Source organism: Buttiauxella cochleicola, assembly GCF_021282405.1.
Classification (GTDB): Bacteria; Pseudomonadota; Gammaproteobacteria; order Enterobacterales; family Enterobacteriaceae; genus Buttiauxella; species Buttiauxella massiliensis.
Genome location: NZ_JAJSOU010000001.1, coordinates 390,967 through 412,430, shown reverse-complemented (window position 1 = coordinate 412,430; position 21,464 = coordinate 390,967). Strand labels below are relative to the sequence as shown.

General features: G+C 49.5%; 24 protein-coding genes and 1 pseudogene. 5 read left to right on the top strand and 20 right to left on the bottom strand.

Translation table 11 applies throughout. The features are described 5' to 3' along the window. Window positions 1-82: 82 nt before the first annotated feature. From tsr to LVQ79_RS01910, 3 genes are all read right to left on the bottom strand, one after another. Window positions 83-1,747, bottom strand: coding sequence for a methyl-accepting chemotaxis protein (gene tsr, locus LVQ79_RS01920; RefSeq protein ID WP_232863700.1), 1,665 nt, complete (start codon window positions 1,745-1,747; stop codon window positions 83-85). A gap of 86 nt (window positions 1,748-1,833) precedes the next feature. Continuing rightward, window positions 1,834-2,421, bottom strand: coding sequence for a PadR family transcriptional regulator (locus LVQ79_RS01915; protein WP_232863699.1), 588 nt, complete (start codon window positions 2,419-2,421; stop codon window positions 1,834-1,836). A gap of 10 nt (window positions 2,422-2,431) precedes the next feature. Further along, complete coding sequence (locus LVQ79_RS01910) at window positions 2,432-3,193, bottom strand: siderophore-interacting protein (protein ID WP_232863698.1); 762 nt, start codon at window positions 3,191-3,193, stop codon at window positions 2,432-2,434. A gap of 303 nt (window positions 3,194-3,496) precedes the next feature. Here LVQ79_RS01910 and LVQ79_RS01905 point away from each other — a divergent pair, with 303 nt between their 5' ends. Further along, window positions 3,497-3,712 (top strand): HP1242/YdcH family protein, encoded by a 216-nt coding sequence (locus tag LVQ79_RS01905; protein ID WP_064518993.1) that lies wholly within the window; start codon window positions 3,497-3,499, stop codon window positions 3,710-3,712. Between the two features lie 148 nt (window positions 3,713-3,860). On the opposite strand, the gene yqfB is transcribed toward LVQ79_RS01905, so the two are convergent. After that, window positions 3,861-4,175, bottom strand: coding sequence for a N(4)-acetylcytidine aminohydrolase (gene yqfB, locus LVQ79_RS01900; RefSeq protein WP_232863697.1), 315 nt, complete (start codon window positions 4,173-4,175; stop codon window positions 3,861-3,863). A gap of 67 nt (window positions 4,176-4,242) precedes the next feature. Then, window positions 4,243-4,416 carry a GhoT/OrtT family toxin gene (locus LVQ79_RS01895; RefSeq protein WP_151993548.1) on the bottom strand — a complete coding sequence of 58 codons (174 nt, stop codon included), beginning with the start codon at window positions 4,414-4,416 and terminating at the stop codon, window positions 4,243-4,245. 166 nt (window positions 4,417-4,582) lie between these two features. Between LVQ79_RS01895 and LVQ79_RS01890 the strand changes: the two genes are divergently transcribed. The 3 genes from LVQ79_RS01890 (at window position 4,583) to LVQ79_RS01880 (ending at window position 6,425) form a co-directional block, all read left to right on the top strand. Further along, a complete protein-coding gene (locus LVQ79_RS01890) occupies window positions 4,583-4,771 on the top strand; it encodes a YegP family protein (protein ID WP_154154722.1) in 189 nt (62 codons plus the stop codon). A 186-nt stretch (window positions 4,772-4,957) separates the two neighbouring features. Further along, entirely contained in the window at window positions 4,958-5,284 is a 327-nt protein-coding gene (locus tag LVQ79_RS01885) for a DUF3302 domain-containing protein (protein ID WP_072009402.1), read from the top strand. 4 nt (window positions 5,285-5,288) lie between these two features. Continuing rightward, the gene (locus LVQ79_RS01880; RefSeq protein WP_232863696.1) at window positions 5,289-6,425 is read left to right on the top strand and encodes an HlyD family secretion protein; all 1,137 of its coding nucleotides are present in this window, start codon (window positions 5,289-5,291) and stop codon (window positions 6,423-6,425) included. A gap of 46 nt (window positions 6,426-6,471) precedes the next feature. Here LVQ79_RS01880 and patD read toward each other — a convergent pair whose 3' ends face one another. The 12 genes from patD to LVQ79_RS01820 all read right to left on the bottom strand — a co-directional run bounded on the left by patD (window position 6,472) and on the right by LVQ79_RS01820 (window position 18,389). Beyond that, window positions 6,472-7,896, bottom strand: a complete 1,425-nt coding sequence (gene patD / locus LVQ79_RS01875; protein ID WP_232863695.1) for an aminobutyraldehyde dehydrogenase — start codon at window positions 7,894-7,896, stop codon at window positions 6,472-6,474. Window positions 7,897-7,915: 19 nt separating this feature from the next. Beyond that, entirely contained in the window at window positions 7,916-8,722 is an 807-nt protein-coding gene (locus LVQ79_RS01870) for an ABC transporter permease (protein ID WP_232863694.1), read from the bottom strand. Further along, window positions 8,712-9,650, bottom strand: coding sequence for an ABC transporter permease (locus LVQ79_RS01865; RefSeq protein ID WP_370639816.1), 939 nt, complete (start codon window positions 9,648-9,650; stop codon window positions 8,712-8,714). Before LVQ79_RS01865 ends, LVQ79_RS01870 begins: the two co-directional genes overlap by 11 nt. A 7-nt stretch (window positions 9,651-9,657) precedes the next feature. Continuing rightward, complete coding sequence (locus LVQ79_RS01860; protein WP_232863692.1) at window positions 9,658-10,683, bottom strand: ABC transporter ATP-binding protein; 1,026 nt, start codon at window positions 10,681-10,683, stop codon at window positions 9,658-9,660. 13 nt (window positions 10,684-10,696) lie between these two features. After that, complete coding sequence (gene ydcS, locus LVQ79_RS01855; RefSeq protein ID WP_064519013.1) at window positions 10,697-11,842, bottom strand: putative ABC transporter substrate-binding protein YdcS; 1,146 nt, start codon at window positions 11,840-11,842, stop codon at window positions 10,697-10,699. Between the two features lie 338 nt (window positions 11,843-12,180). Further along, a complete protein-coding gene (gene benD / locus LVQ79_RS01850) occupies window positions 12,181-12,954 on the bottom strand; it encodes a benzoate diol dehydrogenase BenD (protein WP_232863691.1) in 774 nt (257 codons plus the stop codon). Window positions 12,955-12,963: 9 nt separating this feature from the next. Next, window positions 12,964-13,992 carry a benzoate 1,2-dioxygenase electron transfer component BenC gene (benC, locus tag LVQ79_RS01845; RefSeq protein ID WP_232863690.1) on the bottom strand — a complete coding sequence of 343 codons (1,029 nt, stop codon included), beginning with the start codon at window positions 13,990-13,992 and terminating at the stop codon, window positions 12,964-12,966. Between the two features lie 14 nt (window positions 13,993-14,006). Continuing rightward, window positions 14,007-14,495, bottom strand: coding sequence for a benzoate 1,2-dioxygenase small subunit (gene benB, locus LVQ79_RS01840; protein WP_151993558.1), 489 nt, complete (start codon window positions 14,493-14,495; stop codon window positions 14,007-14,009). Next, window positions 14,492-15,877, bottom strand: coding sequence for a Rieske 2Fe-2S domain-containing protein (locus LVQ79_RS01835; RefSeq protein WP_232863689.1), 1,386 nt, complete (start codon window positions 15,875-15,877; stop codon window positions 14,492-14,494). Before LVQ79_RS01835 ends, benB begins: the two co-directional genes overlap by 4 nt. An 88-nt stretch (window positions 15,878-15,965) precedes the next feature. After that, window positions 15,966-16,892: a catechol 1,2-dioxygenase gene (gene catA / locus LVQ79_RS01830; RefSeq protein ID WP_232863688.1), complete on the bottom strand. Its 927-nt coding sequence runs from the start codon at window positions 16,890-16,892 to the stop codon at window positions 15,966-15,968. A gap of 77 nt (window positions 16,893-16,969) precedes the next feature. Further along, window positions 16,970-17,260: a muconolactone Delta-isomerase gene (gene catC, locus LVQ79_RS01825; RefSeq protein WP_232863687.1), complete on the bottom strand. Its 291-nt coding sequence runs from the start codon at window positions 17,258-17,260 to the stop codon at window positions 16,970-16,972. Between the two features lie 10 nt (window positions 17,261-17,270). Beyond that, window positions 17,271-18,389: a muconate cycloisomerase family protein gene (locus LVQ79_RS01820; protein ID WP_232863686.1), complete on the bottom strand. Its 1,119-nt coding sequence runs from the start codon at window positions 18,387-18,389 to the stop codon at window positions 17,271-17,273. A 313-nt stretch (window positions 18,390-18,702) separates the two neighbouring features. Here LVQ79_RS01820 and LVQ79_RS01815 point away from each other — a divergent pair, with 313 nt between their 5' ends. Continuing rightward, entirely contained in the window at window positions 18,703-19,494 is a 792-nt protein-coding gene (locus LVQ79_RS01815; protein WP_154154808.1) for an IclR family transcriptional regulator domain-containing protein, read from the top strand. Here the strand turns inward: LVQ79_RS01815 and LVQ79_RS01810 are convergent. The 3 genes and pseudogenes from LVQ79_RS01810 to LVQ79_RS01800 form a co-directional block, all read right to left on the bottom strand. Beyond that, window positions 19,486-19,800: a GNAT family N-acetyltransferase gene (locus LVQ79_RS01810; protein ID WP_370639824.1), complete on the bottom strand. Its 315-nt coding sequence runs from the start codon at window positions 19,798-19,800 to the stop codon at window positions 19,486-19,488. The two genes, LVQ79_RS01815 and LVQ79_RS01810, sit on opposite strands and share 9 nt — an antisense overlap. Window positions 19,801-20,000: 200 nt before the next feature. Continuing rightward, window positions 20,001-20,481 (bottom strand): annotated as a pseudogene (locus LVQ79_RS01805) (Hcp family type VI secretion system effector). 236 nt (window positions 20,482-20,717) lie between these two features. After that, window positions 20,718-21,407: a hypothetical protein gene (locus tag LVQ79_RS01800; protein ID WP_232863685.1), complete on the bottom strand. Its 690-nt coding sequence runs from the start codon at window positions 21,405-21,407 to the stop codon at window positions 20,718-20,720. Between the last annotated feature and the right edge of the window lie 57 nt (window positions 21,408-21,464).

Here is a 21,464-nt window from a genome sequence, read left to right as displayed (position 1 = left end):
GCTTGCGCTAATCCGACATCTTAATGGCGTATGAACGGGTGGATAACGCATGCGCTTATCCACCGCAGTCACATGACGAAAATCAGAACGTTTCCCAATTCTCGTTTGAATCGCTCACCGAGGCTTTGCGATTTTGTACAGGAGTGAGAGTCAGCTTCGGCTCAACGCTACGGGGTTCTTTTTTGGTTTCCTGGCCAATACGGAACACGGCAACAGCCTGAGTCAGACGGCTTGCCTGATCTTCAAGAGCCGAAGCAGCAGCGGCAGATTCCTCAACCAATGCGGCGTTTTGCTGCGTTACACGGTCCATTTCAGAAACCGCCAGCCCGACCTGGTCGATACCACGGCTTTGCTCATCAGACGCCGAGGCAATCTCACCCATAATATCCGTCACACGCGTGACCGCATTGACGATTTCGCCCATGGTTTCACCAGCACTTTCAACCAGGGTTGAACCGGTATCTACTTTATTGACGGAATCTTCAATCAGCCCTTTAATCTCCTTCGCCGCCTGTGCACTACGCTGCGCCAGGTTACGCACTTCACCGGCAACAACCGCAAAACCACGTCCTTGTTCACCGGCACGTGCAGCTTCGACGGCGGCGTTCAGTGCCAGGATATTAGTCTGGAAAGCGATACCGTCAATCACGCTGGTGATGTCAGCAATTTTCTTCGAGCTACCGGCGATGTCATTCATGGTACGCACCACGTTATCCACCACTTTGCCGCCCTTCTGCGCAGTTTCTGATGCACTTAATGCCAGCTGGCTTGCCTGACGCGCATTTTCCGCATTCTGTTTCACGGTCGCGGTTAACTGTTCCATGCTGGCAGCAGTCTCTTCAAGCGAAGCCGCTTGTTGCTCAGTACGGGAAGAAAGGTCGTTATTACCGATAGAGATTTCGCTGGCACCGCTATAAATCGCATGTGCGCCGTTACGAACTTCGTTCACTGTGCTCACCAGCTCCGACTGCATATGACGCAGGCTTGCTGCCAGTTGGCCCATTTCGTTGGTCCCATGCACATCAATAGAATGCATCAGGTCACCGTCCGCAATATGGCGGATGTTATCAATCAAGCGATGCAGCGGTTCGATAAGGGTTTTCTTGATACCCAGCCAAACGGTAATAATCGCCGCAACAACCAGTGCCAGAATCACAGCGAGGATCCAGATGGCCTGCGAGTAAGACTGGTTATTGTCGTCTACCGCTTGTTGATACAGGCGGTCATTTTGTTGCAGGTAGGTGACGTACTGCTGTTCGAAGCCATCCTGATATTTTTGGGTTGGCTGGTCGAAGAATTCGTTGATTTTTCCTGCGCCAAGCAGTTGAATCAGCTCGGCCAACGCACCGTGGTAAATCACATAGTTGCGTTTGATTTCGTTGATAGACTCTTCGCTCTGACGCGGGTCGCGTGGCAGGGCTTCATATGCCGCCCACTCTTTTTCGGCCTGCTTTAACGACTGGCTGGCAATCAGCATCAGCTCATTTACCGTCGCACCGCTACCGATATTGTTGGTATCCATCATATGGCGGATACCGGCACGGTTTAGCGTGTTACGAGTCTGCAGTAACGCAACCCAGCTGCCGTTGAGTGTGGATTGCTGCTGGCGAATAGTTTGCAGTACGGTGAAGTTTTCTTTGTCGTTTTTCAGCGCGTTGAAGAACAACCCGCCAGACGTCATTTGTAAAATACCGAATAAACCCAGCACAAACAGAAGGCTGGTTACAACTTTTATGCGATTTAACATGCTAATTTGTTCTCATGGCAACAGAAGCATATAGTTTCGGCAGATTTGGGCGAATCTTTATGCTTCATTGTCGAGAACCGGCGAAATTAACTGCGTTCGATATCCTTCGCGGCCTGATCCAGGGTATCGATGATTTTATACAGCGTCTCTTTTGGCAAATCGCTCTGGCCAAGTTTGGTATTGAGCGCCATTTTGAAGTTATGGATGGCGCGCTGTATTTCAGGAAGCCGGCGGTTATCGCCTAATACTCCTAACGATTCAAGCTTCGAGATAAGATGGCCAAGGTGCTCATGTTGTTGAGCGAGTTCGGCATGTCCCTCTTCGGTTAGCATCCACGCTTTTTTGTTACTTTCGCTCTGCACGGCACTGATAAACCCCATCTCCTCAAGCAATGAGAGGTTCGGGTAAATAATCCCAGGGCTTGGCACATACTCGCCTTTTGCCGTGGCCTCGATGGATTTGATCAGCTCATACCCGTGGGCTGTATTGACTGAGAGGAAGTGCAGGATCAGCAGACGAATGTCGTTGGCATCAAACAAACGTTCACGGCGCATCCGAGCTTTGCCTTCCAATCCCCCGTGTTCGTGATGACCATGATGACCACCGTGTAAACCATGCTGTTCATGGCGTTCGTGTTTTGCACAAAAACGATGATGAATATGTTGGATTTTCATGTTCGTTTCCTTATTTGTTATGCCAGTAAGCGACAGCTCGAACGTAATCGGCGTCCAGACCACGGCTTTCCAGCAGCTCATCGCTCAGTTGTTTCACATCGTGCCCTTCGCCGGTAATCCAGACGAAATAGTCAGTCTCCGGGAATTCAATGGTACGGACGTTGCTTGCGATGGATTCGGTATCAAGCCACTCAACGCGTGCATGTTCAAAATCGCTGAGATATTCATGAGTTTGTGCATGGTGACTATTGACCAGCACGACAGGTGAAATGTGTTCGGGTAAGGAGAGCAAGCGGCGACGGACTGCGGGTAAACCACTTTCATCACAAATATAGAGTTGGAATGCGTAATCGGTTGGGATAACGAGAGAGCCTCTTGGCCCGCCGATAAGCAATGTATCGCCCACTGCGGCTTTATCAGCCCACATGCTTGCCACACCGCCGTCGTGAATATAGAAATCGAGCGTCAATTCGATATGTGCGGCATCAAAAGTCAAAGGCGTGTAATCGCGAGAAATGGGACGCAGCCCTTCGCCCCAGACAATGCCGTCGTCGGTAACTGATGGGCGCACAAAGTCGCCGTTTTCAGGTGGGAAGAAGACTTTTACATGGTCATCAAACCCCTGGGAAGAAAAGCCAACCAGTTCAGGACTGGTAAAAACAATACGGTGGAAGCAGCCGGCGACCGTTTGTTTGCTTTTAACGGTTAATTCACGGAATTTGAGCTCGTTTTTTACGCGCTTAGGAAGTTTAGGTTTGGTTTGTGTGGTCATCGGTTTCTCATTATTCATTGCATAAGATATATCATAGATATGTTTTAGCACATGAATATGAGATTGTCGTTATCAATTTTTGCGATTATACAAGTTGCATTCCGCTGAAAATTTAATCAATTTAACTAACTCGTCTCACGGGTCGCAAATTGACAAACCCTTACCAAGCGGCGCTTTCAATTTGCTTTAAGTGGTGCATACACTGGGGCTGGCAGTGACTGCCAGCAAATTCCATTCACCCACCCTCTACCCTAATAATTCGCCATTGAAGCATGACGGGTAGAACAGTCCAGGAGGTTCGCAATGTTTCCTGAGTACCGTGAATTGATCAACGAACTAAAATCCGCTAACCCACGTTTCCTCAGCTTGTTTGACAAGCACAATCAACTCGACGATGAGATTTTACGCCAGGGGGGACCAAAAGGGACGGGATACAACGAAAAGGTCGTGCAGATGAAAAAAGAGAAGCTGCGGCTAAAAGATGAGTTGTATCAGATGTTGAAGAAAGCCAGTCATTAGGTTCGTTGTCAGGAAGGGGGCGCTCCCCCTTCCTTTATACCCGTCATACTTCAAGTTGCATGTGCGTTGGCTTTCCTCTCTCACCCCAGTCACTTACTCAAGTAAGCTCCTGGGGACTCACTGCGTCGCCGCCTTCCTGCAAATCGAATTATTTAGGGTATACCAAGCTAAATACAATCGCGTAAAGCTCATTCAGACCCGGATAAATTTCAGCAATCACTTCCTTGAGCTCTGGCAGCGTCATGTTTTCCTGCCGTGCATGCTCATCGGTCAGTTGGTCAAGAGCCACTGGCGTCACGCTGACCACTTCAATAGTGCAAAAATAAACGTCATCTTCATAACGCCCGACGCGCAGTTGTTGGCCTGCGCTAAAGTGCGATTCAGAGGCATCACGCAATGTAATTGTTTTGCGCCCGGCGACAATATCGCTCTCGAAACGCTGGAAAAAAGTTATGTCATTCATGGAATACCTGGTTAGCTAACCCAAAATCATTCGAGTTGTAGTGATTCGGCTTGAATTATGACGGCTTTTAGAACAAAGAAAACATTAAAGCCACTGGAAAGCTCATTGGCCAGGTCGCACCCACCAGCACAGAGCTTAATAGTTTAATTCGTTTGGTATCATGAGCCAAAAACCAGGTAACAGAAGCAGTGATTAACGACATTACAGCGTAAAAAACCAACATATCTTGATAAAGAGTCATTTTTATAATGGGTAGTTTGAAAAATTTCCCGCAAAATATGCTCTTTTTTATGACTCAGATCAAGTTTTTGCTCCCATCAAACTCCCCTGACCGTCTCGCTTGTTGATTGCACTATATTTAAGTTATCCCACAGGCATTGGGCCTTGGGTAACTGCGGAGATTTTCTATGGGACACTATGTTTTAAAGAAATCAACGAAAGCGACAGCGGAGCCATTTTATTTCGTGCTGAAAGCGTCAAACGGGCAAGTTATTGCACAAAGCGAAATGTACTCATCGAAAGCGGCGGCCCATAAAGGGATTGAATCCGTTCAAAAAAATGCCTCGTCGACGGATGTACGCGACGAAACCGAGTAATTAACAGAAGAAAAAGGATGACGCCAGTTCTCATTATTACGATTTTTCAGGAAAGAAAATGCCGGCGTTATCCTGGTCATTAGGGTGGTAATTAATTATTCCGGGTGAAATTTTACTGATTCATAAACCCTGAGTTAGATAACGACTATCTTTAATAAAAACGGCGGTTTCTCAATCGAGGTCACTATGTTCCTCAACTATTTCGCGCTGGGTGTTCTGATCGTTGTCTTTCTCATTATTTTTTATGGGATTATTATTCTTCACGACATTCCCTACCTGATAGCCAAAGCCCGCAACCACCCTCACGCCGATGCGATTCACGTCGCCGGCTGGGTAAGTTTATTTACTCTGCATGTTATATGGCCATTCTTATGGATTTGGGCAACGCTCTACCGCCCTGAACGCGGATGGGGCATGCAACAAAATGCCGACGCAACACTGGCTTCGTTACAGCAACGCGTAAGCGAACTGGAACAGAAACTGGATAACAACAAAATAACTCCATCGGAGTAATATCATGGATCTGCTCATTATCCTGACGTATGTTGCTTTTGCGTGGGCCGTATTTAAGATTTTTAAAATACCGGTAAATAAATGGACAGTGCCAACAGCTGCCTTAGGCGGGGTATTTTTAATTGGTGCGCTTATTTTATTAATGAACTACAACCACCCTTATACTTATCTCGCACAAAAAGCGGTTATTTCTATTCCACTTACTCCACAGGTAACGGGAATTGTCAGTGAAGTCACCGATAAACAAAATATGATGATTAAAAAAGGGGAAGTCCTTTTTAAAATAGACCCTACGCGCTATCAAGCTCGTGTCGACAGGTTGCAAGCTGATTTAATGACGGAAATTCACAGCACAGAGTCACTCAAATCTCAACTTGATGCTGCTGTGGCCAACACGACCCGCGTCACCGCCGAACGCGACAGACTGTATAAAGACTACCAACGTTATCTTCAGGGCAGCAAAGCCCGTGTGAATCCCTTCTCTGAAAGCGATATTGATAACGCGCGGCAAAACTACCTCGCACAAGATGCGCTGGTAAAAGGCTCAGTTGCTGAACAGTCACAGATCAGAAGCCAGTTAGACAGCATGGTGAACGGCGAACAATCACAGATTGTCAGCCTGCGCGCCCAGCTTGCCGAAGCCAAATATAATCTTAACCAAACCGTTATTCGTGCCCCCAGCGATGGTTATGTCACGCAAGTTCTGATTCGTCCGGGAACCTATGCAGCCGCACTTCCGTTACGTCCGGTGATGGTGTTTATCCCGCAACAAAAACGCCAGATTATTGCCCAATTCAGACAAAACTCTTTGTTACGCTTAGAAGCTGGTGACGAAGCCGAAGTGGTGTTCAATGCGCTACCGGGGCAGGTTTTTCAGGGTAAACTGACAACGGTTCTGCCTGTTGTTCCAGGCGGTTCTTATCAGGCTCAAGGTACGTTGCAATCTCTAACGCTAACCCCCGGAAGTGACGGCGTATTAGCGGTGATTGAGCTCGCACCAAATGCGCAAGTGGATGCCTTACCCGATGGGATCTTTGCACAAGTTGCCGTCTATTCCGACCACTTTACCCATGTCTCTGTGATGCGTAAGGTTTTATTGCGGATGACCAGTTGGATGCACTATTTGTATCTGGATCATTAAGTTGTAAAAAATAATCACCACCTCTCCCGGAGGTGGTGAGATAACGCTAGTGCTTAATCATCACGTGGCGAATAACGGTGTAATCCTCAAGCCCGAATAACGACATATCCTTGCCGTAACCTGAGAGTTTTTGCCCACCGTGCGGCATTTCGCTTACCAGCATGAAATGAGTGTTCACCCATGTACAGCCGTACTGCAAACGAGCACTCAGGCGATGTGCGCGACCGACATCTTTTGTCCAGACTGATGAAGCCAATCCATAACTTGAGTCGTTAGCCCAACCCAGAACCTGCTCCTCATCATCAAAGGTCGTGATACTGACCACCGGGCCGAACACCTCTTTTTGCACGATGTCATCTTCCTGCTTCGCACCGGCAAGCAGAGTTGGCTGGAAGTAATATCCCGGCCCTTCTACTTTCGAGCCCCCCGTCACCACTTTAACGTGCGCCAGCGCTTTGGCGGCATTCACCGCAAGGCTTACGCGCTCAAGGTGAGCGGCGGAACTTAGTGGCCCGAGCTCGGTGGATTCATCGTCTGGCGCACCATATTTCAGGCTGCTGACCGCTTCCCCCAGTTTTTCCACCAGTTTGTCGTAAATACCCTTCTGGGCGTAAATTCGGCACGCGGCAGTACAGTCTTGCCCGGCGTTGTAATATCCGAATGTGCGTACACCTTCGACGACGGCATCTAAATCCGCATCATCAAAGACAATCACCGGCGCTTTGCCGCCCAGTTCCATATGGGTGCGCTTAATCGAAGGGGCAGTATGGCTGATAATATGCTCGCCGGTGGCAATTGACCCGGTTAAGGAGACCATGCGTACTTTCGGGTGACCGGTCAGCACATCACCCACCGTTTGCCCACGTCCGAACAATACGTTCAATACGCCAGCCGGGAAAATATCTTTTGCCAATTCAGCGAGTTTGAAAGCAGTAAGCGGTGTGATTTCGGAAGGCTTGATCACTACACAGTTACCCGCGGCGAGTGCCGGGCCGAGCTTCCAGGCCGCCATCATTAGTGGATAGTTCCAGGGTGCAATAGATGCCACCACGCCCACAGGGTCACGGCGAATCATCGAGGTATGGCCACTGAGATACTCCCCCGCCGCCAAACCATTCAAACAGCGGCTTGCTCCCGCAAAGAAACGGAATACATCCACCACAGCCGGGATCTCATCATTCAACACACAATGATAGGGTTTGCCGCAGTTTTGCGATTCCAGGCGGGCAAATACTTCGCCATTTTGCTCGATAACATCTGCCAGTTTTAGTAGATGTTCCGAACGCTCTTTTGGCGTGGTTTGCCCCCAGGTAGCAAAAGCAATATCTGCAGCCCGTATCGCATCGTTTACCTGATCCGCGCTGGCTTCCGCAATCTCAAGCAGCACTTCCCCAGTCGCCGGATTGTATACCGGCAATTTTTCCCCAAGGCCTTGCACTAACTGGCCGTTTATTAATAGCTGGCTTTGCATAGTGATACCCTTTTCAACATTATTTACCGCTGCCCGCGACTTCATCTCCACCACGGCTCAGCCAGTACGCCCCTAAAATCGGAATGGTTGTCATCAACATCACCATTAGCGCCACCACATTCGTGACCGGAACTTCGCGCGGACGCCCTAATTGGTTGAGCAGCCACAGCGGCAATGTGCGTTCATGTCCGGCGGTAAAGGTAGTGACGATAATTTCATCAAACGACAGCGCAAATGCCAACATGCCTCCGGCGAGTAATGCAGACCCCAAATTAGGTAAAATGACATAGCGAAAGGTCTGCCAGCCGTCGGCACCAAGATCCATCGACGCCTCAATCAAACTGTAAGAGGTACGACGAAAACGAGCGATGACGTTGTTAAACACAATAACGACGCAAAACGTTGCGTGCCCAACCACGATGGTGAAAAAGCCCGGTTCAAAATTCATCATCTTGAAGGCGGTTAACAGCGCAAGACCCGTGATAATTCCCGGCAAAGCAATCGGTAACAGCAACAATAACGAGATGGCATTTTTGCCGAAGAATTCACGCCGCCACAGTGCAGCGGCAGCCAGTGTGCCAAGGATCAAAGCAAGTATAGTTGCCAGTGCGGCAATTTTAAGTGACAACGTAACAGCATCAAGAATGTCACTGCGCGATGCCGCTACGCTGAACCAGTGCAACGTCAGTCCTTTTGGCGGGAAGCTAAATGCCGCCTCTTCGGTGTTAAACGCGTAAAGAGCGATTATCACTAGCGGGAAATGCAGGAAGATAACCCCGCCCCAGGCGGCAATTTTTAGCAGTAATGGTGCGCGTTCAGAGTGCATCGAAGGCCCCCAGTCGTTTCACCAGTGAAAGATAAATAGCGATTAATACAATCGGCACCAGGGTAAACGCAGCCGCCATCGGCATATTGCCTATCGCGCCTTGCTGGGAATAGACCATATTGCCGATGAAATACCCTGGCGGCCCCACTAACTGCGGCACAATAAAGTCACCCAGCGTGAGCGAAAACGTAAACACTGAACCTGCGGCCACACCAGGAATTGCCAGCGGTAAAATCACATGGCGGAAGGTTTGCGACGGGCGTGCGCCTAAATCTGCCGATGCCTGTAATAATGACGGCGGCAAACGCTCAAGAGCGGCCTGAATCGGCAAAATCATGAACGGCAGCCAGATGTAGAGGAACACCAGGAAGCGCCCAAAACCGGATGTGGATAGCGTATTACCGCCCACAGCTGGAATGGTCAGCATCAGGTTTAATAGCGGTTCCAGTCCCATATGGTTAAGAAACCATTGCGCTACGCCTTCACGGGAAAGTAACAGCGTCCAGGCGTAAGCCTTAACAATGTAACTGGCCCACATCGGCAGCATCACGGCGATATAGAAAAACGCTTTCAACTTGCCGGTGGTGTAGCGCGCCATAAAGTACGCCATCGGGAAAGCCAGCACGGCGCTTGCAAGCGTGACCGCAATTGCCATCGTCAGGGTACGCAGAATAATGTCGTAGTTAGCCGGGTTAAATAGCGCCGCGATATTGGCAAAGGTCAGGTCAGGTGTGACCGACATGGTGAAATCATCGAAGGTGTAAAATCCCTGCCACAGTAGCGTGAGTAACGAACCAAGATAAATAACACCGAACCATAACAGCGGTGGCAGGAGCAGTAAGGCCAACCAGAATCCTGGACGCTGCCACAAAAATGTGGCAATGCGCCGCATCAGGCGGTTGTCAGGATGCGATGTGGGGAGACTCATATCCATTTCATCCTTCCCCCAACAGCGGAACCATCGCCGCACGAGGCCAGACTGCGGTGACCTGCTGGCCAATTTGATAGCGCTCTTCGCTTATAATCCGCTGTGGATTCGCTTCACTGACCAGCAGTTTTTCGCCGTCGGCAAGGCGCAGTTCAAGGCGCGTTGCCGCCCCTTGATAGTGGATCTCCTGAATCATGCCGCTAACGCTGATTCCACCGCTCTGGCCAGAATGATCGTTGAGAACAATATGCTCAGGGCGTAGAGAAAATAGCCCCTCCTCACCGCACACTTTCCCGGAAAGCGCCGGTTGCAACACGTTTGAAGTACCGACAAAACTGGCCACAAATGCGGTGCGCGGCTGCATATACAATTGGCGTGGCGTATCCACCTGCTCGATGCGCCCGTTATTGAACACCGCAACGCGGTCAGACATCGACAGCGCCTCACTTTGGTCGTGGGTGACGAAAATAAAGGTGATGCCCAGTTCACGCTGGAGTTTCTTCAGCTCGCCCTGCATCTGCTCACGCAGTTTAAGATCCAGTGCCCCCAGCGGCTCATCCAGTAACAACACTCGCGGACGATTCACTAACGCTCGTGCCAGTGCCACACGCTGACGCTGGCCACCAGAAAGCTGCGAGGGTTTACGGGCGTGAACAAAGCCGAGCGCCACGCGTTCCAGTGCTTCCTGAGCTTTGGCAAGTCGCGTCTTTTTATCAACGCCTTTCACCATCAGCCCATAAGCGACGTTTTCCAGTACCGTCATATGGGGAAATAAGGCGTAATCCTGGAAAACGGTGTTCACATCGCGTTGATAAGGCGGCACGTCTTGTGCCGGTTTGCCAAAAATAGCTATCTCGCCGGAAGTCACCTGTTCAAAACCGGCAATCAGCCTTAAACAGGTGGTTTTGCCCGAGCCAGAAGGCCCGAGCATCGAGAAAAACTCCCCGTCATCGATATCAATTGAAACGTTATCTACGGCGCGAACATCACCATAAAGGCGCGAGACGTTTCTGAACTGCACTGCGTACGACATAACTCCTCCAGGCTTAGCGGCCACCCATAATGGCGATGTAATCCTGGGTCCAGCGACTGTACGGCACGAATTTACCGCCTTCGGCGACCGGAGTTTTCCAGAACACAATCTTATCGAAGTAGTTGTAGCCGTTGGTTTCACAACCTTTGTCACCCAGAAGCGTACTGGCTTTACAGCCTTCCGCTACCGCAGGCAGTGAGCCAAACCAGGCCGCCACGTCACCCTGGACTTTCGCTTTTAACGAGTGGTCCATCCATTTGTAGGCGCAGTTCATATGTTTCGCATCAGCATGCAGCATGGTGGTATCCGCCCACCCGGTGACGCCCTCTTTCGGGAATACGGTGGCAATCGGCTGGCCTTCGCCTTTCAGGGCGTTAGCCTGATACGGCCAGGCGCTGGAAGCGACTACACCTTCGTTTTTGAAGTCACTCATCTGCACGGTGGTGTCATGCCAGTAGCGGTGAATCAGGCCGTGTTGGTCACGCAGCACTTTTAACACTGCGGCATATTGTTCTTCGGTGAGTTGGTATGGGTCGGTAATGCCCAGTTGTGGCTGTGTGGCTTTCACAAAAAGCGCGGCATCGGCGATGTAAATTGGCCCATCGTAGGCCTGCACGCGGCCCTGGTTGGTTTTTCCATCCGGCAAATCTTGTTTGACGAACACCACGCTCCAGCTGTCAGGCGGTGTCGGGAAAGTTTTAGTGTTGTACATCAGCAGGTTCGGCCCCCACTGATATGGCGTGCCGTAAACTTTATCACCCACGTTAAACCACGATCCTTTCACCAGACGCGGATCGACGTTTTTCCAGTTTGGGATCAGCGCCGTGTTTATTGGCTGCACGCGTTTACCCATAATCAGGCGCAAGGATGCATCGCCCGAGGCGGTAACGAGGTCATAACCGCCCTTCGCCATTAAACTGACCATTTCGTCAGAGGTCGCGGCGGTTTTCACGTTCACCTTACAACCGGTCTCTTTTTCAAAGTCGGTGACCCAGTTGTACGCTTTGTCAGTATCACCTCGTTCGATATAACCCGGCCAGGCGATGATATCGAGCTGCCCTTCACCGGCACCTATTTTGTCTGGAAGCCCCGCCGCCTGTGCAGAAAGCACGGTCAAACAGAGGGTGGAAAGAGACCATATAGCCTGTTTTGTACGCATTGCTGCTACTCCTGTCTGAAAGATGAAGGCGGCACGCTCAAACAATCAGTGCCGAAGTCCAAAAAAATCCCCGTACAAAAACAATAGTCTGCGTAAATATGGCAAGCACAGGGCGGCAAGGAAATTTCACCAGGATGTGATAGACAGCGCAGTAAAGCGCGTACCTGAAATATTTCCCACGGTAAGATAACTGGATGATTTTTAGAGTGTAGATAAGGTGTAAGCGAGGCGGCTAATCTGCGCTATCGATTTTCGCAATTATTGAAATTTCATATGGATGGCGGTGAAAGTGAGGCGTCCGACTGGGGCCGGATAACCGGCCTCTATTCTTTTAAACGCTAACCTAAATCACCACCGCCTACTGGCAAGATAGTTCCCGTGATATAGCTTGCCTCGTCACTTGCCAGAAATAAAATCGCATTAGCCTGCTCAGTAAGCGAGCCATAACGATGCATCAGACTGCTCTCTTTGGTTTGGTCTACTACCTGCTGATACCATTCTTGCTCCTGTGGACTTGGCTGCTCCTGGTTACGAGGAGTCAGGCGTGCAGGCGCCTCTGTGCCGCCCGGTGCCGTGGCATTAATACGGATGCCGCTTCCGGTATATTCCATCGCCAACGATTGTGTTAACGCATTTACCCCACCTTTGGCGGCGGAATATGGCACACGGTTAACCCCACGGGTTGCCACAGAAGAAACATTCACAATCGCACCGCGTTGTTGGGTGAGCATGTAAGGTAATACGGCGCGACATCCCCACAGCGTTGGAAATAACGAGCGTCGGATTTCAGCTTCAATTTGCTCAGCCTGATACTCAGCAAAAGGACGAGCCCATATAGTCCCACCAACGTTATTAACCAACACGTCAATCACTCCGAAGTGCTGATGCGCCTCACTCATCGCCTTTTCAGTGCTCTGCCACTGTTCGAGGTCAGCCTCAATGGCCAGCACTTCGCTACCTTGCTGACGCAAATTTTGCGCAAGTTCGTGAACGTAGCGAGCGCGGTCAATCAAAACCAGTTGCGCGCCCTCCTTAGCGGCTTGTTCAGCAACCTGGCGACCAATGCCCTGGGCCGCCCCGGTAATCACCATTACTTTGTTATGAAATCGCATTATGGCTCCTTAGGCTGCCGCGCTGTCCTTTGCATTCTGGCTGGGAGTGAATTTTTCGTAATGAAAATTCGCCGGGGTTATTTGGCGCTCGCGGAAACTGCGTAAAACCGCATCAACCATCGGTGGTGGCCCGCACAGATACACATCCACCTCACCCTGGTTAAGCAACTCTTCACTGAAGTGATCGGTGACATAGCCTTTTTGTGGGCAGGCGGAGGCTTCATCGGTGACTACCGGCAGCCAGGTCAAGTTTGGCAAGCGAGCCGCCAGTTCGTTAAGTACCTCGACCATCACTAGATCGGTATCTTTCGTCACACCATAAAGCAGCGTAATCGGCTGTTCGGCGGGAGTTTTCGCCAACTGTTTAAGCATGGCAAGAAACGGTGCTAGCCCCGTACCACCGGCCAACATCAAAATCGGGCGTAACGCCGGGCGCAGATAAAAACTACCCATTGGGCCTGAGAGCGTTAATACATCCCCTGCTTTCGCGTGCTGCGCAAGCCAGGTGCTCATCATGCCGCCAGGAACATTGCGAATCAGAAAGCTTGCCTGCGAATCACCAGGTAGCGAACTAAACGAATAGGCGCGTACCTGTGTCCCACCAGGGATCTGGATATTGACGTACTGCCCTGGCAGGAAATCGATGCCCTTATCCAGGGTAATGACCAATTCTATAGCGCTGGACGTCAGTGCTTCACTGCGTATTACCGTCCCCTCAAAACTACCGATGCCAGTTTTGCAGGCCGCCGCGGGTACTGGCACATCAATCACACAATCAGAGTCGGGCACCATCTGGCAAGTTAGTACCAGGCGTTGTTGTGCTTCATCTTCGGAGAGCGCGTCCTCCAGAAAATCTTCACCGAGGTTGTACTCTCCGCTCGCACAGTGGCACTTACAGGTGCCGCATACGCCATCAGAGCAATCCATCGGTAAATTCACTTTCTGGCGATAGGCCGCATCCAGCACCTTTTCACCCACATTGCAGGAAATAAAACGTGTGACCCCATCTTCAAAGTTGAGGGCGATGTTAAAGCTCATGGCATTACCTCTTCTCAGACGTGATAGATGTCGATCACTTGACGGATGTAATCGTTATTCAGATGAATAGTTTTGCGGGTGATTTGCGGTCGACTTTCGCTCAAATCCAGTGTGCAGTATGTGGTGCCAAAGAAATAACCACTCTGCTGATAGCGATGGCTATGTGTCACCCAGTTGTAACGCACATCGACGCTGTTACCGCTTTGGCCGACAATGGCGATATTTGACAGCATATGCGTCGTTCTTGGCTCGGGCGTACTGGCTCCGGAACGCTCCGTTTTAATGCGATATACACGGTCTTCCAGCCCCTGGCGGTTTGGGTAAAAAATCAGTGAAATTTGGCTATAAGGATCGGTGGTGAGTTGATCGTCATCACCCCAGGCTGGCATCCAGTACACCACTTTCGGGCTGTAGCAACTGATCCATTCATCCCATTGACGATCGTCTAACAGACTCGCTTCATAATAGAGAAACTGGCTGATAGCGTTGATATCCAGACTCATGGCGTCACCTTCACACGTTGGGTAATGGAGGCATCGTAACTGCGCTGCTCTTTTTCAATCGCCGCCAGCATGGTTTGCTGCCAGTGATGGTGGTGCGCGATGTACAACGCTTCGTCTTCGGAACGTACGCCGCTCATTTGCGGCACAAAGCCTGCTTTTTGGGCATGTTCATCAGGCCCATAAACCCAATGCTGCGCTCCACGGCTCAGGTCGCTCCATTCAAGATTTTGCCCGAGATATCCATTCTGGCAGGCGCGGAACTCTTCCAAATCATCCGGCGTGCCCATACCGCTGACATTAAAGAAATCTTCGTACTGGCGAATGCGCGTGGCTCGTGTTTCAGCGGCTTCCCCTTTAGGCGCGAAGCAATAGATGGTGACTTCGGTTTTATCCACCGCCAGAGGGCGGATTACACGGATTTGCGTGGAGAACTGATCCATCAGATAAACATTGGGGTACAGGCATAGATTGCGCGTTTCATTCACCATTTGATCGGCTCGCAGCTCACCAAACTGGGTAGTCAAACGTTCACGCTCGGCAAATACCGGGCGTACCTGCGGGTTAAGTGCTCGCGTCCAGAGCAGCATGTGTCCGTGTTCAAAACCGTAGCCACCGCCAATGCTTTTCGACCAGCCATTGGCATCCACCGCCTGAGTCCCCTCTTCTTCATAATTACGGCGCGACATGGTTGAGGCGTAATTCCAGTGGACGACACTGACGTGATAGCCATCGGCCCCATTCTCAGCACCCAGTTTCCAGTTACCCTCGTAAATGTAACTCGATGCACCTTGTAGAACTTCGAGCCCATCAGGTGCCTGATCCACTATCAGATCGATGATTTTTAGAGTTTCACCGAGATAATCATTAAGCGGCATAACATCTTCTGAAAGGCTGCCAAACAGGAACCCTCGATATGACTCAAAGCGCGGTAACTTTTTGAGATCGTGGGAACCGTGTTGCTTAAAGTTTTCTGGGTAGCCACCCACACTTTCGTCTTTAGCTTTTAGTAATTTACCGTTATTGCTAAACGTCCAACCGTGGAACGGGCAGGTGAACGAGCTTTTATTACCCGCTTTACGGCGGCATAACATGGCACCACGATGAGCACAGCTATTAATTAAACCATGCAATTCATTCTTTTTATCACGTGTAATAATTATTGGCTGCCTACCAAGGGTCAACGTGAAATAATCACCTGACTCAGGAATTTGGCTTTCGTGGGCCAGATAGACCCAACCTCCTTCAAATATATGTTTCATTTCGAGTTCAAATAGCTGCTCGTCAATAAAGATATTTCTGTTGTAGCGGTAAATGTCATTTTCACGATCAACAATTAGCGCGTTACTGATTTTCTTTTTTAATAAATCCAGTTTATTTTGCATAGCTTAATCTCCCGTTGGGGATCTTTTATTTCGCGATGTAATGTGTGGCCAGAGGTGAAAGCGGTGCCAGCTTGTGCTGGCACTCTTATTATTCTTTGGCGCGCAGGCGAGCGATACGGGACTCTTCTTCTGGTGAATGAGAAACGCAAAGCGTGAAGTCAAAATTCACTTCGGTATGCGGGCCATTTAAGCCACGCGTTTTAATAGTCTGCGTATCGGTCACTTCTACCGGATCGGCAATTAATCCGTCACGAGTTGCAAAGGCAAAATCATCCCACAGATATTTGTCACCACTGAGATTGATCTGGCTGGTGAGATGTTTATGGCCTGGCGCGGAAACAAAGAAATGAATATGCGCTGGGCGATTTCCGTGACGTCCTAAACCATTCAATAGGTGCTGTGTCGGGCCGTTCGGTGGGCAACCGTAGCCTGATGGCACAATACTTTGCACGCTGTAACGCCCATCACTACCAGTTTTAATGCGGCGGCGCAGGTTGTATTCGCTCTGACTTGAGTCGAAGAAGGAGTAGTTACCCAGCGTATTGGCGTGCCAGATATCAACAACAGCATTTGCCACCGGGTTGCCTTTCGTGTCACGCACAGTTCCGAACAGCCACATGGTTTTACCATTGTCCTTCCCGTCATCCATGCGATCATGGCCCTGAGAAAGTGGCGCGTTAGCAACATACAGTGGGCCTTCAATAGTACGTGGGGTGCCGGTTTCAATCTCGGCTGCTGCATCCAGAGCATCCTGGCGTAAATCCAGGTAGTGCTCAATGCCAAGGCCAGCGGCTAATAATGCTGCCTCTTTGCTGCCACCCAACTCGTGCAGGTAATTAACTGCGTGCCAGAACTCTTCTTCGGTGACATTAAAATCATCAATCAATGTACAAATATTTTCTAACATGCGATGAATAATATTCTTAAAACGCTCATCCCCCTTCACACTATTTAAACCGGCACTCTCTCTTAATAATGCTTGTACTTCTGGTTGGTTAATGAAGTTCTTTGTCATAATAATTGTCTCATTGCTTATTTGTAGGGAACCACACCCTGAAAAAGAGCATGGTTAAGATGAATTATTATTGTTATTTACTTATCGTCGTTACGAATTGATGATGGATGGCGACACAAAGCGTCCACTTGAATATCCATGTAAGGGTATAGCGGCAACCCCATTAATATTTCGTGCAGTTCATCAGCATCTTTAACATCAAAAATGCTGACATTTGAATACAGACCGGCAACGCGCCAAATATGTCGCCACTTACCTTCTTGCTGTAAAGCTTGTGAATAGGCCTTTTCTTTAGCTTTAATTTCTGTAGCTATTGTTTCCGGCATATCTAGTGGAATATTTACCGTCATTTCAACTTTAAATAACATGTCATTCTCCTCAATCCTTGCGGCGATAATAGTTGAGTTTATCTTCATCAATTGTTACGCCAAGCCCTGGAGTCTGAGGCAATTCGACGGAACTATTGGCAAAATGCAGCGGGTTCTCAACAATGTCATCTTTCAGTAATAATGGGCCGAACATTTCAGTCCCCCACTGCAACGGCAACGTTGACCAGGCATGTAAGGAGGCAACCGTACCGATAGTCCCTTCCAGCATCGTCCCGCCATACAAACCGACTCCCGCAGCCTGAGCCACATGGGCCAGCTGCAAAACACTTGCCGGACCACCTGATTTAGCAATTTTCAACGCGTATGCACCAATAAAACCACGGCGGGCAATATCAAACCCGTCATCGCTGCTGGCAACCGCTTCGTCGGCAAGGATAGCTGCCCGGCAGTGTTGGCTAAGATGTACCAGTGCTTCACGGTTTTGTGCCGCCACCGGCTGTTCAATCAGATCAATACCCATTGCATCAAGCTCAGCACAACCGCGCACGGCGGTGCTGGTGTCCCACGCCTGATTCACATCAACTCGAATGCTGGCACGATCGCCAAGTGCGACCACAATGGCGCGGGTGTGTTGCATGTCGGTGCGAAAATCTCGCGCACCAATTTTAAGTTTGAAGGCGTTATGCCGCCCTTCTTCCAGCAGCTTTTCACCTTCGGCAATGTCTTTGCTGGTGTCGCCACTGGCCAGCGTCCATAGCACCGGAAGTTTCGTGGTGAGTGCGCCACCCAACAGCGAACTTACCGGTAGACCAAGGGCTTTTCCCTGTGCATCGAGCAGTGCGGTTTCAATAGCTGATTTAGCGAAGGTATTGCCACGTACACACTGGTTCATCAGCGCCACAAGGGCATTCACATTATCTGCTGCCTGACCGACTAGCAGTGGTGTAAGGTAAGTATCAATTGCCGATTTGATAGCTTCCGGGCTTTCTACGCCGTAACTCAGGCCGCCAATGGTTGTCGCTTCGCCAATCCCGACAATACCGTCTGAGCGAGTCAGGCGCAGGATAACCAAAGTCTGGCATCCCATGGTGGTCATGGAGAGTTTGTGTGGCCGGATGGTCGGCAGGTCAACAATCACGGTGTCGAGTTGTTCGATAGTGGCGCTCATATCTCTTCCCTTGGGCACTTTTAATCAAATAGTTGTCACCCGTCGGATGCGGGTGAATTGCCCCTGCAAACTTAGCGGTGTTTTCTGACAATAGGAGTTCACTCGTCCTGGAGTCAACGGCGGTAATCGAATTTATGTGCGATTATCGACGCGTTTCGGTTATTCACCGTTAATTTGTGATCCCAGTGTAATATTCTTCATATTGATTGATTCACGATTGTCCCTAAGCAGCAGTTAGCGCATTCTGAAGAACATTCTGACGCGACCGTGGGACATTTAAATGGCAGGCAGCAATCCTGATAACATTGAAGTTATGGCGAGCGAAAATGAAGAAATTCAATCTGTTGCAAAGCGCGACCCTAATTTTATGCTTTCTCTGGCTCGTGGCCTGGAAGTGCTCAACGCTTTTACCCCCCAGCGCCAGCGTTTGACTATTTCGCAACTGAGCCAGAAAACCCATATTTCACGCGCCGCTGTACGCCGTTGCCTGTATACCCTTGCGACACTGGGTATGGTGCATAGCCCTGATGGCCGCAGTTATGAATTGCTGCCGCGAGTACTGACCGTTGGGCATGCTTATCTGGCGGGGACGCCGCTGGCAAAAGCTGCGCAAATATCGCTGGATAACCTGAGTAAAAGTCTGAGCCAATCTTGCTCGGTCGCCACACTTGATGGAGATGACGTGCTGTATATCGCACGCACGGCAGTCAATAACCTGGTGAGCATCGATATTGGCCGGGGAAGTCGCCTGCCGGCATGGGCCACATCAATGGGCCGCGTACTGTTAAGCGCATTGCCGGAGGCAGAACTTGAAGCATGGCTGGGACGGGCAAAACTTATCCGCTACACCCAATACTCGATTACGACAATTGCACAATTGCGCGAAGAGATTGCGCTAGTGCGCCGCCAGGGGTATGCCATTAACGACCAGCAACTTGAAATTGGACTGCGTTCTGTAGCGGTGCCGATGCTGGCACGCGGCGGGAAAGTCGTGGCGGCGATGAATGTAGGTGTTCCTGCGGCAGAACTTACAGTGGCCGATCTTCGTGCGCAAATATTGCCGCCGTTACGTCGTGCCGCAGCAGAGTTATCGATGTCACTTTAGGTTGGCGATCCGGTAAACAACATGTCGCCGTAAGGGATGCCCTTCATCCAGAAGGGGATAATCAAACTCCTCACCGCGCTGCATACCGATTTTTTCCATCACGCGCTGCGAAGGGATATTATCCAGCGCGGTAAATGCCACAATTTCTTTCATCCCATGCAGTTCAAAGCCGATTTCCAATGCTTTACGCACCGCTTCTGGTGCATAGCCCTTACCCCAGAATGCGTTATCAAGCCGCCAGCCAATTTCAATAACCGGTGAAAAAGGCAGCTCATAGCCGGGAACATTTAGCCCAACAAAACCTATAAATGCCCCGGTACTAACGGTGTCTTTTTAATCGAAAATTGGCACTTAACGGACGGTCTTGTCTACTAATCGATTTTTCAGACGATAATTTACCTCTTACCGTACGTTTTCGTACGGTTGGCCCTCAAACCCCTGATATAAAAAAACCGGACATTACGTCCGGTTCTTAGTTGCCTTATAAGAGCATTTTCCCATCGTTATCAGGCACAACAACGGTCGTTCCATGAATCACGATAGATAATATTTCCTTCCGTATACTTCCAGGTGATCGCCTCATAACGCAATTCAAGCGTTTCCAGGTGAGTGCTACTCATCCCGTTAGGAGAAAGATATGGAGCAACCGTAGTGAACTTAACGTTTTCCAAAATGATATTGAAATATTCGGCCTCGACGCCTGATTCCTGGATGCGATACATCTTGATTGTTGCTTTCTTCAAGGTACGGCCTTCGCAAACAGCGCGGTACAAGGAGGGGTGTTGTCTGGTCAAATTCTTTCACTATCGTGATAGGTCGGTGAACGCGCGTCCCTGTAAGTTTTCCCCAGCTCGAATCAACCGGAATAGTTACACCGTGGGAAAATGATTTTAACTCTATAGAACCCAGGCGCAGTGGCATTAGACAATTGCCAACAATCGGAGAACCATTTTCATCTTCAAGCCATAAGTGAGCGGGAGTAGACATGTAATTTCCTTATAAATAAATTTAAATAATGCTAGTTTTTGACAGTTACCATTTCACATATCGACTAAAAATATATATTACAAATACAGCGAACACCGGTATAACCCAAAGCGGGACAGCAGGAAAAAAATTTATCTGCACCAGCGCATATGTAATTATTATTGCCTGAGGAGCATAAAGGCCGACAAGAGACGTAAACACTCGCTTAAAGAATCTTTTAATAAGGCTAAACATCGTTATCGAATCATCCTGGTGATGATGTCTGCAATGTTTGTCTCTGATTCTGAGTGCGTAAACGCCCCTGCGCGCTCAAGCAATGGTTCGACTAAAAAATACATCATTTCTAGCTCATGAGCGTACAGAGCACTGTAATAAGCGGGAGACTGAATTTGCAACCGATGGGCGCTCTCGGCGGCTTTCTGAACAACACCATACACACCCGATAAAATTATAGCTCCACCTGATGCACGCCCTGCAAGTGCGGCAATATCGAGATTCAGGTTCGTACCAACTGAAACTGATGCAGCCGTCGCTAACGCGAATCCATGTTTAGTAAGTGAGCTTGCGGCAATGTGGACATTTACTGCCATTAACAGTTGTTTGATGTGCTCTAGTTGATCGGATGTTTTGTACCGAAATATTTCTTCAAAGTAGATTTTGAGCATTTCATACACAACATCTTCGCGCCTCAGAATATGGTAAACACCTTTGGCAAATCGGATATCCTCAGCCTTTTGTTGTTGGCAGACGTCCTGATATTCATAAGTAAAGCAGGATGTGTAATACAGCCCGCGCCTTGCACCTGCACCAATCGTTTCAATCTGATTTGATACAGCCTTTCCCACGCCTGTTAATGCGTGGTCGAGTTTTAACGCCAGAATTTTATTAGCCTGTAAATAACTGATAACTTCATTTCTGAAGTACATAACTAATCCTTGTTAATTTGATATATCAGTACGTTAGTCCACTAGCGTACGTTTTCG

What these genes read in the sequence shown, in the direction of transcription:
- tsr (WP_232863700.1), bottom strand. Translation starts at nt 1,747, where the DNA reads ATGTTAAATCGCATAAAAGTTGTAACCAGCCTTCTGTTTGTGCTGGGT.
- LVQ79_RS01915 (WP_232863699.1), bottom strand. Translation starts at nt 2,421, where the DNA reads ATGAAAATCCAACATATTCATCATCGTTTTTGTGCAAAACACGAACGC.
- LVQ79_RS01910 (WP_232863698.1), bottom strand. Translation starts at nt 3,193, where the DNA reads ATGACCACACAAACCAAACCTAAACTTCCTAAGCGCGTAAAAAACGAG.
- LVQ79_RS01905 (WP_064518993.1), top strand. Translation starts at nt 3,497, where the DNA reads ATGTTTCCTGAGTACCGTGAATTGATCAACGAACTAAAATCCGCTAAC.
- yqfB (WP_232863697.1), bottom strand. Translation starts at nt 4,175, where the DNA reads ATGAATGACATAACTTTTTTCCAGCGTTTCGAGAGCGATATTGTCGCC.
- LVQ79_RS01895 (WP_151993548.1), bottom strand. Translation starts at nt 4,416, where the DNA reads ATGACTCTTTATCAAGATATGTTGGTTTTTTACGCTGTAATGTCGTTA.
- LVQ79_RS01890 (WP_154154722.1), top strand. Translation starts at nt 4,583, where the DNA reads ATGGGACACTATGTTTTAAAGAAATCAACGAAAGCGACAGCGGAGCCA.
- LVQ79_RS01885 (WP_072009402.1), top strand. Translation starts at nt 4,958, where the DNA reads ATGTTCCTCAACTATTTCGCGCTGGGTGTTCTGATCGTTGTCTTTCTC.
- LVQ79_RS01880 (WP_232863696.1), top strand. Translation starts at nt 5,289, where the DNA reads ATGGATCTGCTCATTATCCTGACGTATGTTGCTTTTGCGTGGGCCGTA.
- patD (WP_232863695.1), bottom strand. Translation starts at nt 7,896, where the DNA reads ATGCAAAGCCAGCTATTAATAAACGGCCAGTTAGTGCAAGGCCTTGGG.
- LVQ79_RS01870 (WP_232863694.1), bottom strand. Translation starts at nt 8,722, where the DNA reads ATGCACTCTGAACGCGCACCATTACTGCTAAAAATTGCCGCCTGGGGC.
- LVQ79_RS01865 (WP_370639816.1), bottom strand. Translation starts at nt 9,650, where the DNA reads ATGAGTCTCCCCACATCGCATCCTGACAACCGCCTGATGCGGCGCATT.
- LVQ79_RS01860 (WP_232863692.1), bottom strand. Translation starts at nt 10,683, where the DNA reads ATGTCGTACGCAGTGCAGTTCAGAAACGTCTCGCGCCTTTATGGTGAT.
- ydcS (WP_064519013.1), bottom strand. Translation starts at nt 11,842, where the DNA reads ATGCGTACAAAACAGGCTATATGGTCTCTTTCCACCCTCTGTTTGACC.
- benD (WP_232863691.1), bottom strand. Translation starts at nt 12,954, where the DNA reads ATGCGATTTCATAACAAAGTAATGGTGATTACCGGGGCGGCCCAGGGC.
- benC (WP_232863690.1), bottom strand. Translation starts at nt 13,992, where the DNA reads ATGAGCTTTAACATCGCCCTCAACTTTGAAGATGGGGTCACACGTTTT.
- benB (WP_151993558.1), bottom strand. Translation starts at nt 14,495, where the DNA reads ATGAGTCTGGATATCAACGCTATCAGCCAGTTTCTCTATTATGAAGCG.
- LVQ79_RS01835 (WP_232863689.1), bottom strand. Translation starts at nt 15,877, where the DNA reads ATGCAAAATAAACTGGATTTATTAAAAAAGAAAATCAGTAACGCGCTA.
- catA (WP_232863688.1), bottom strand. Translation starts at nt 16,892, where the DNA reads ATGACAAAGAACTTCATTAACCAACCAGAAGTACAAGCATTATTAAGA.
- catC (WP_232863687.1), bottom strand. Translation starts at nt 17,260, where the DNA reads ATGTTATTTAAAGTTGAAATGACGGTAAATATTCCACTAGATATGCCG.
- LVQ79_RS01820 (WP_232863686.1), bottom strand. Translation starts at nt 18,389, where the DNA reads ATGAGCGCCACTATCGAACAACTCGACACCGTGATTGTTGACCTGCCG.
- LVQ79_RS01815 (WP_154154808.1), top strand. Translation starts at nt 18,703, where the DNA reads ATGGCGAGCGAAAATGAAGAAATTCAATCTGTTGCAAAGCGCGACCCT.
- LVQ79_RS01800 (WP_232863685.1), bottom strand. Translation starts at nt 21,407, where the DNA reads ATGTACTTCAGAAATGAAGTTATCAGTTATTTACAGGCTAATAAAATT.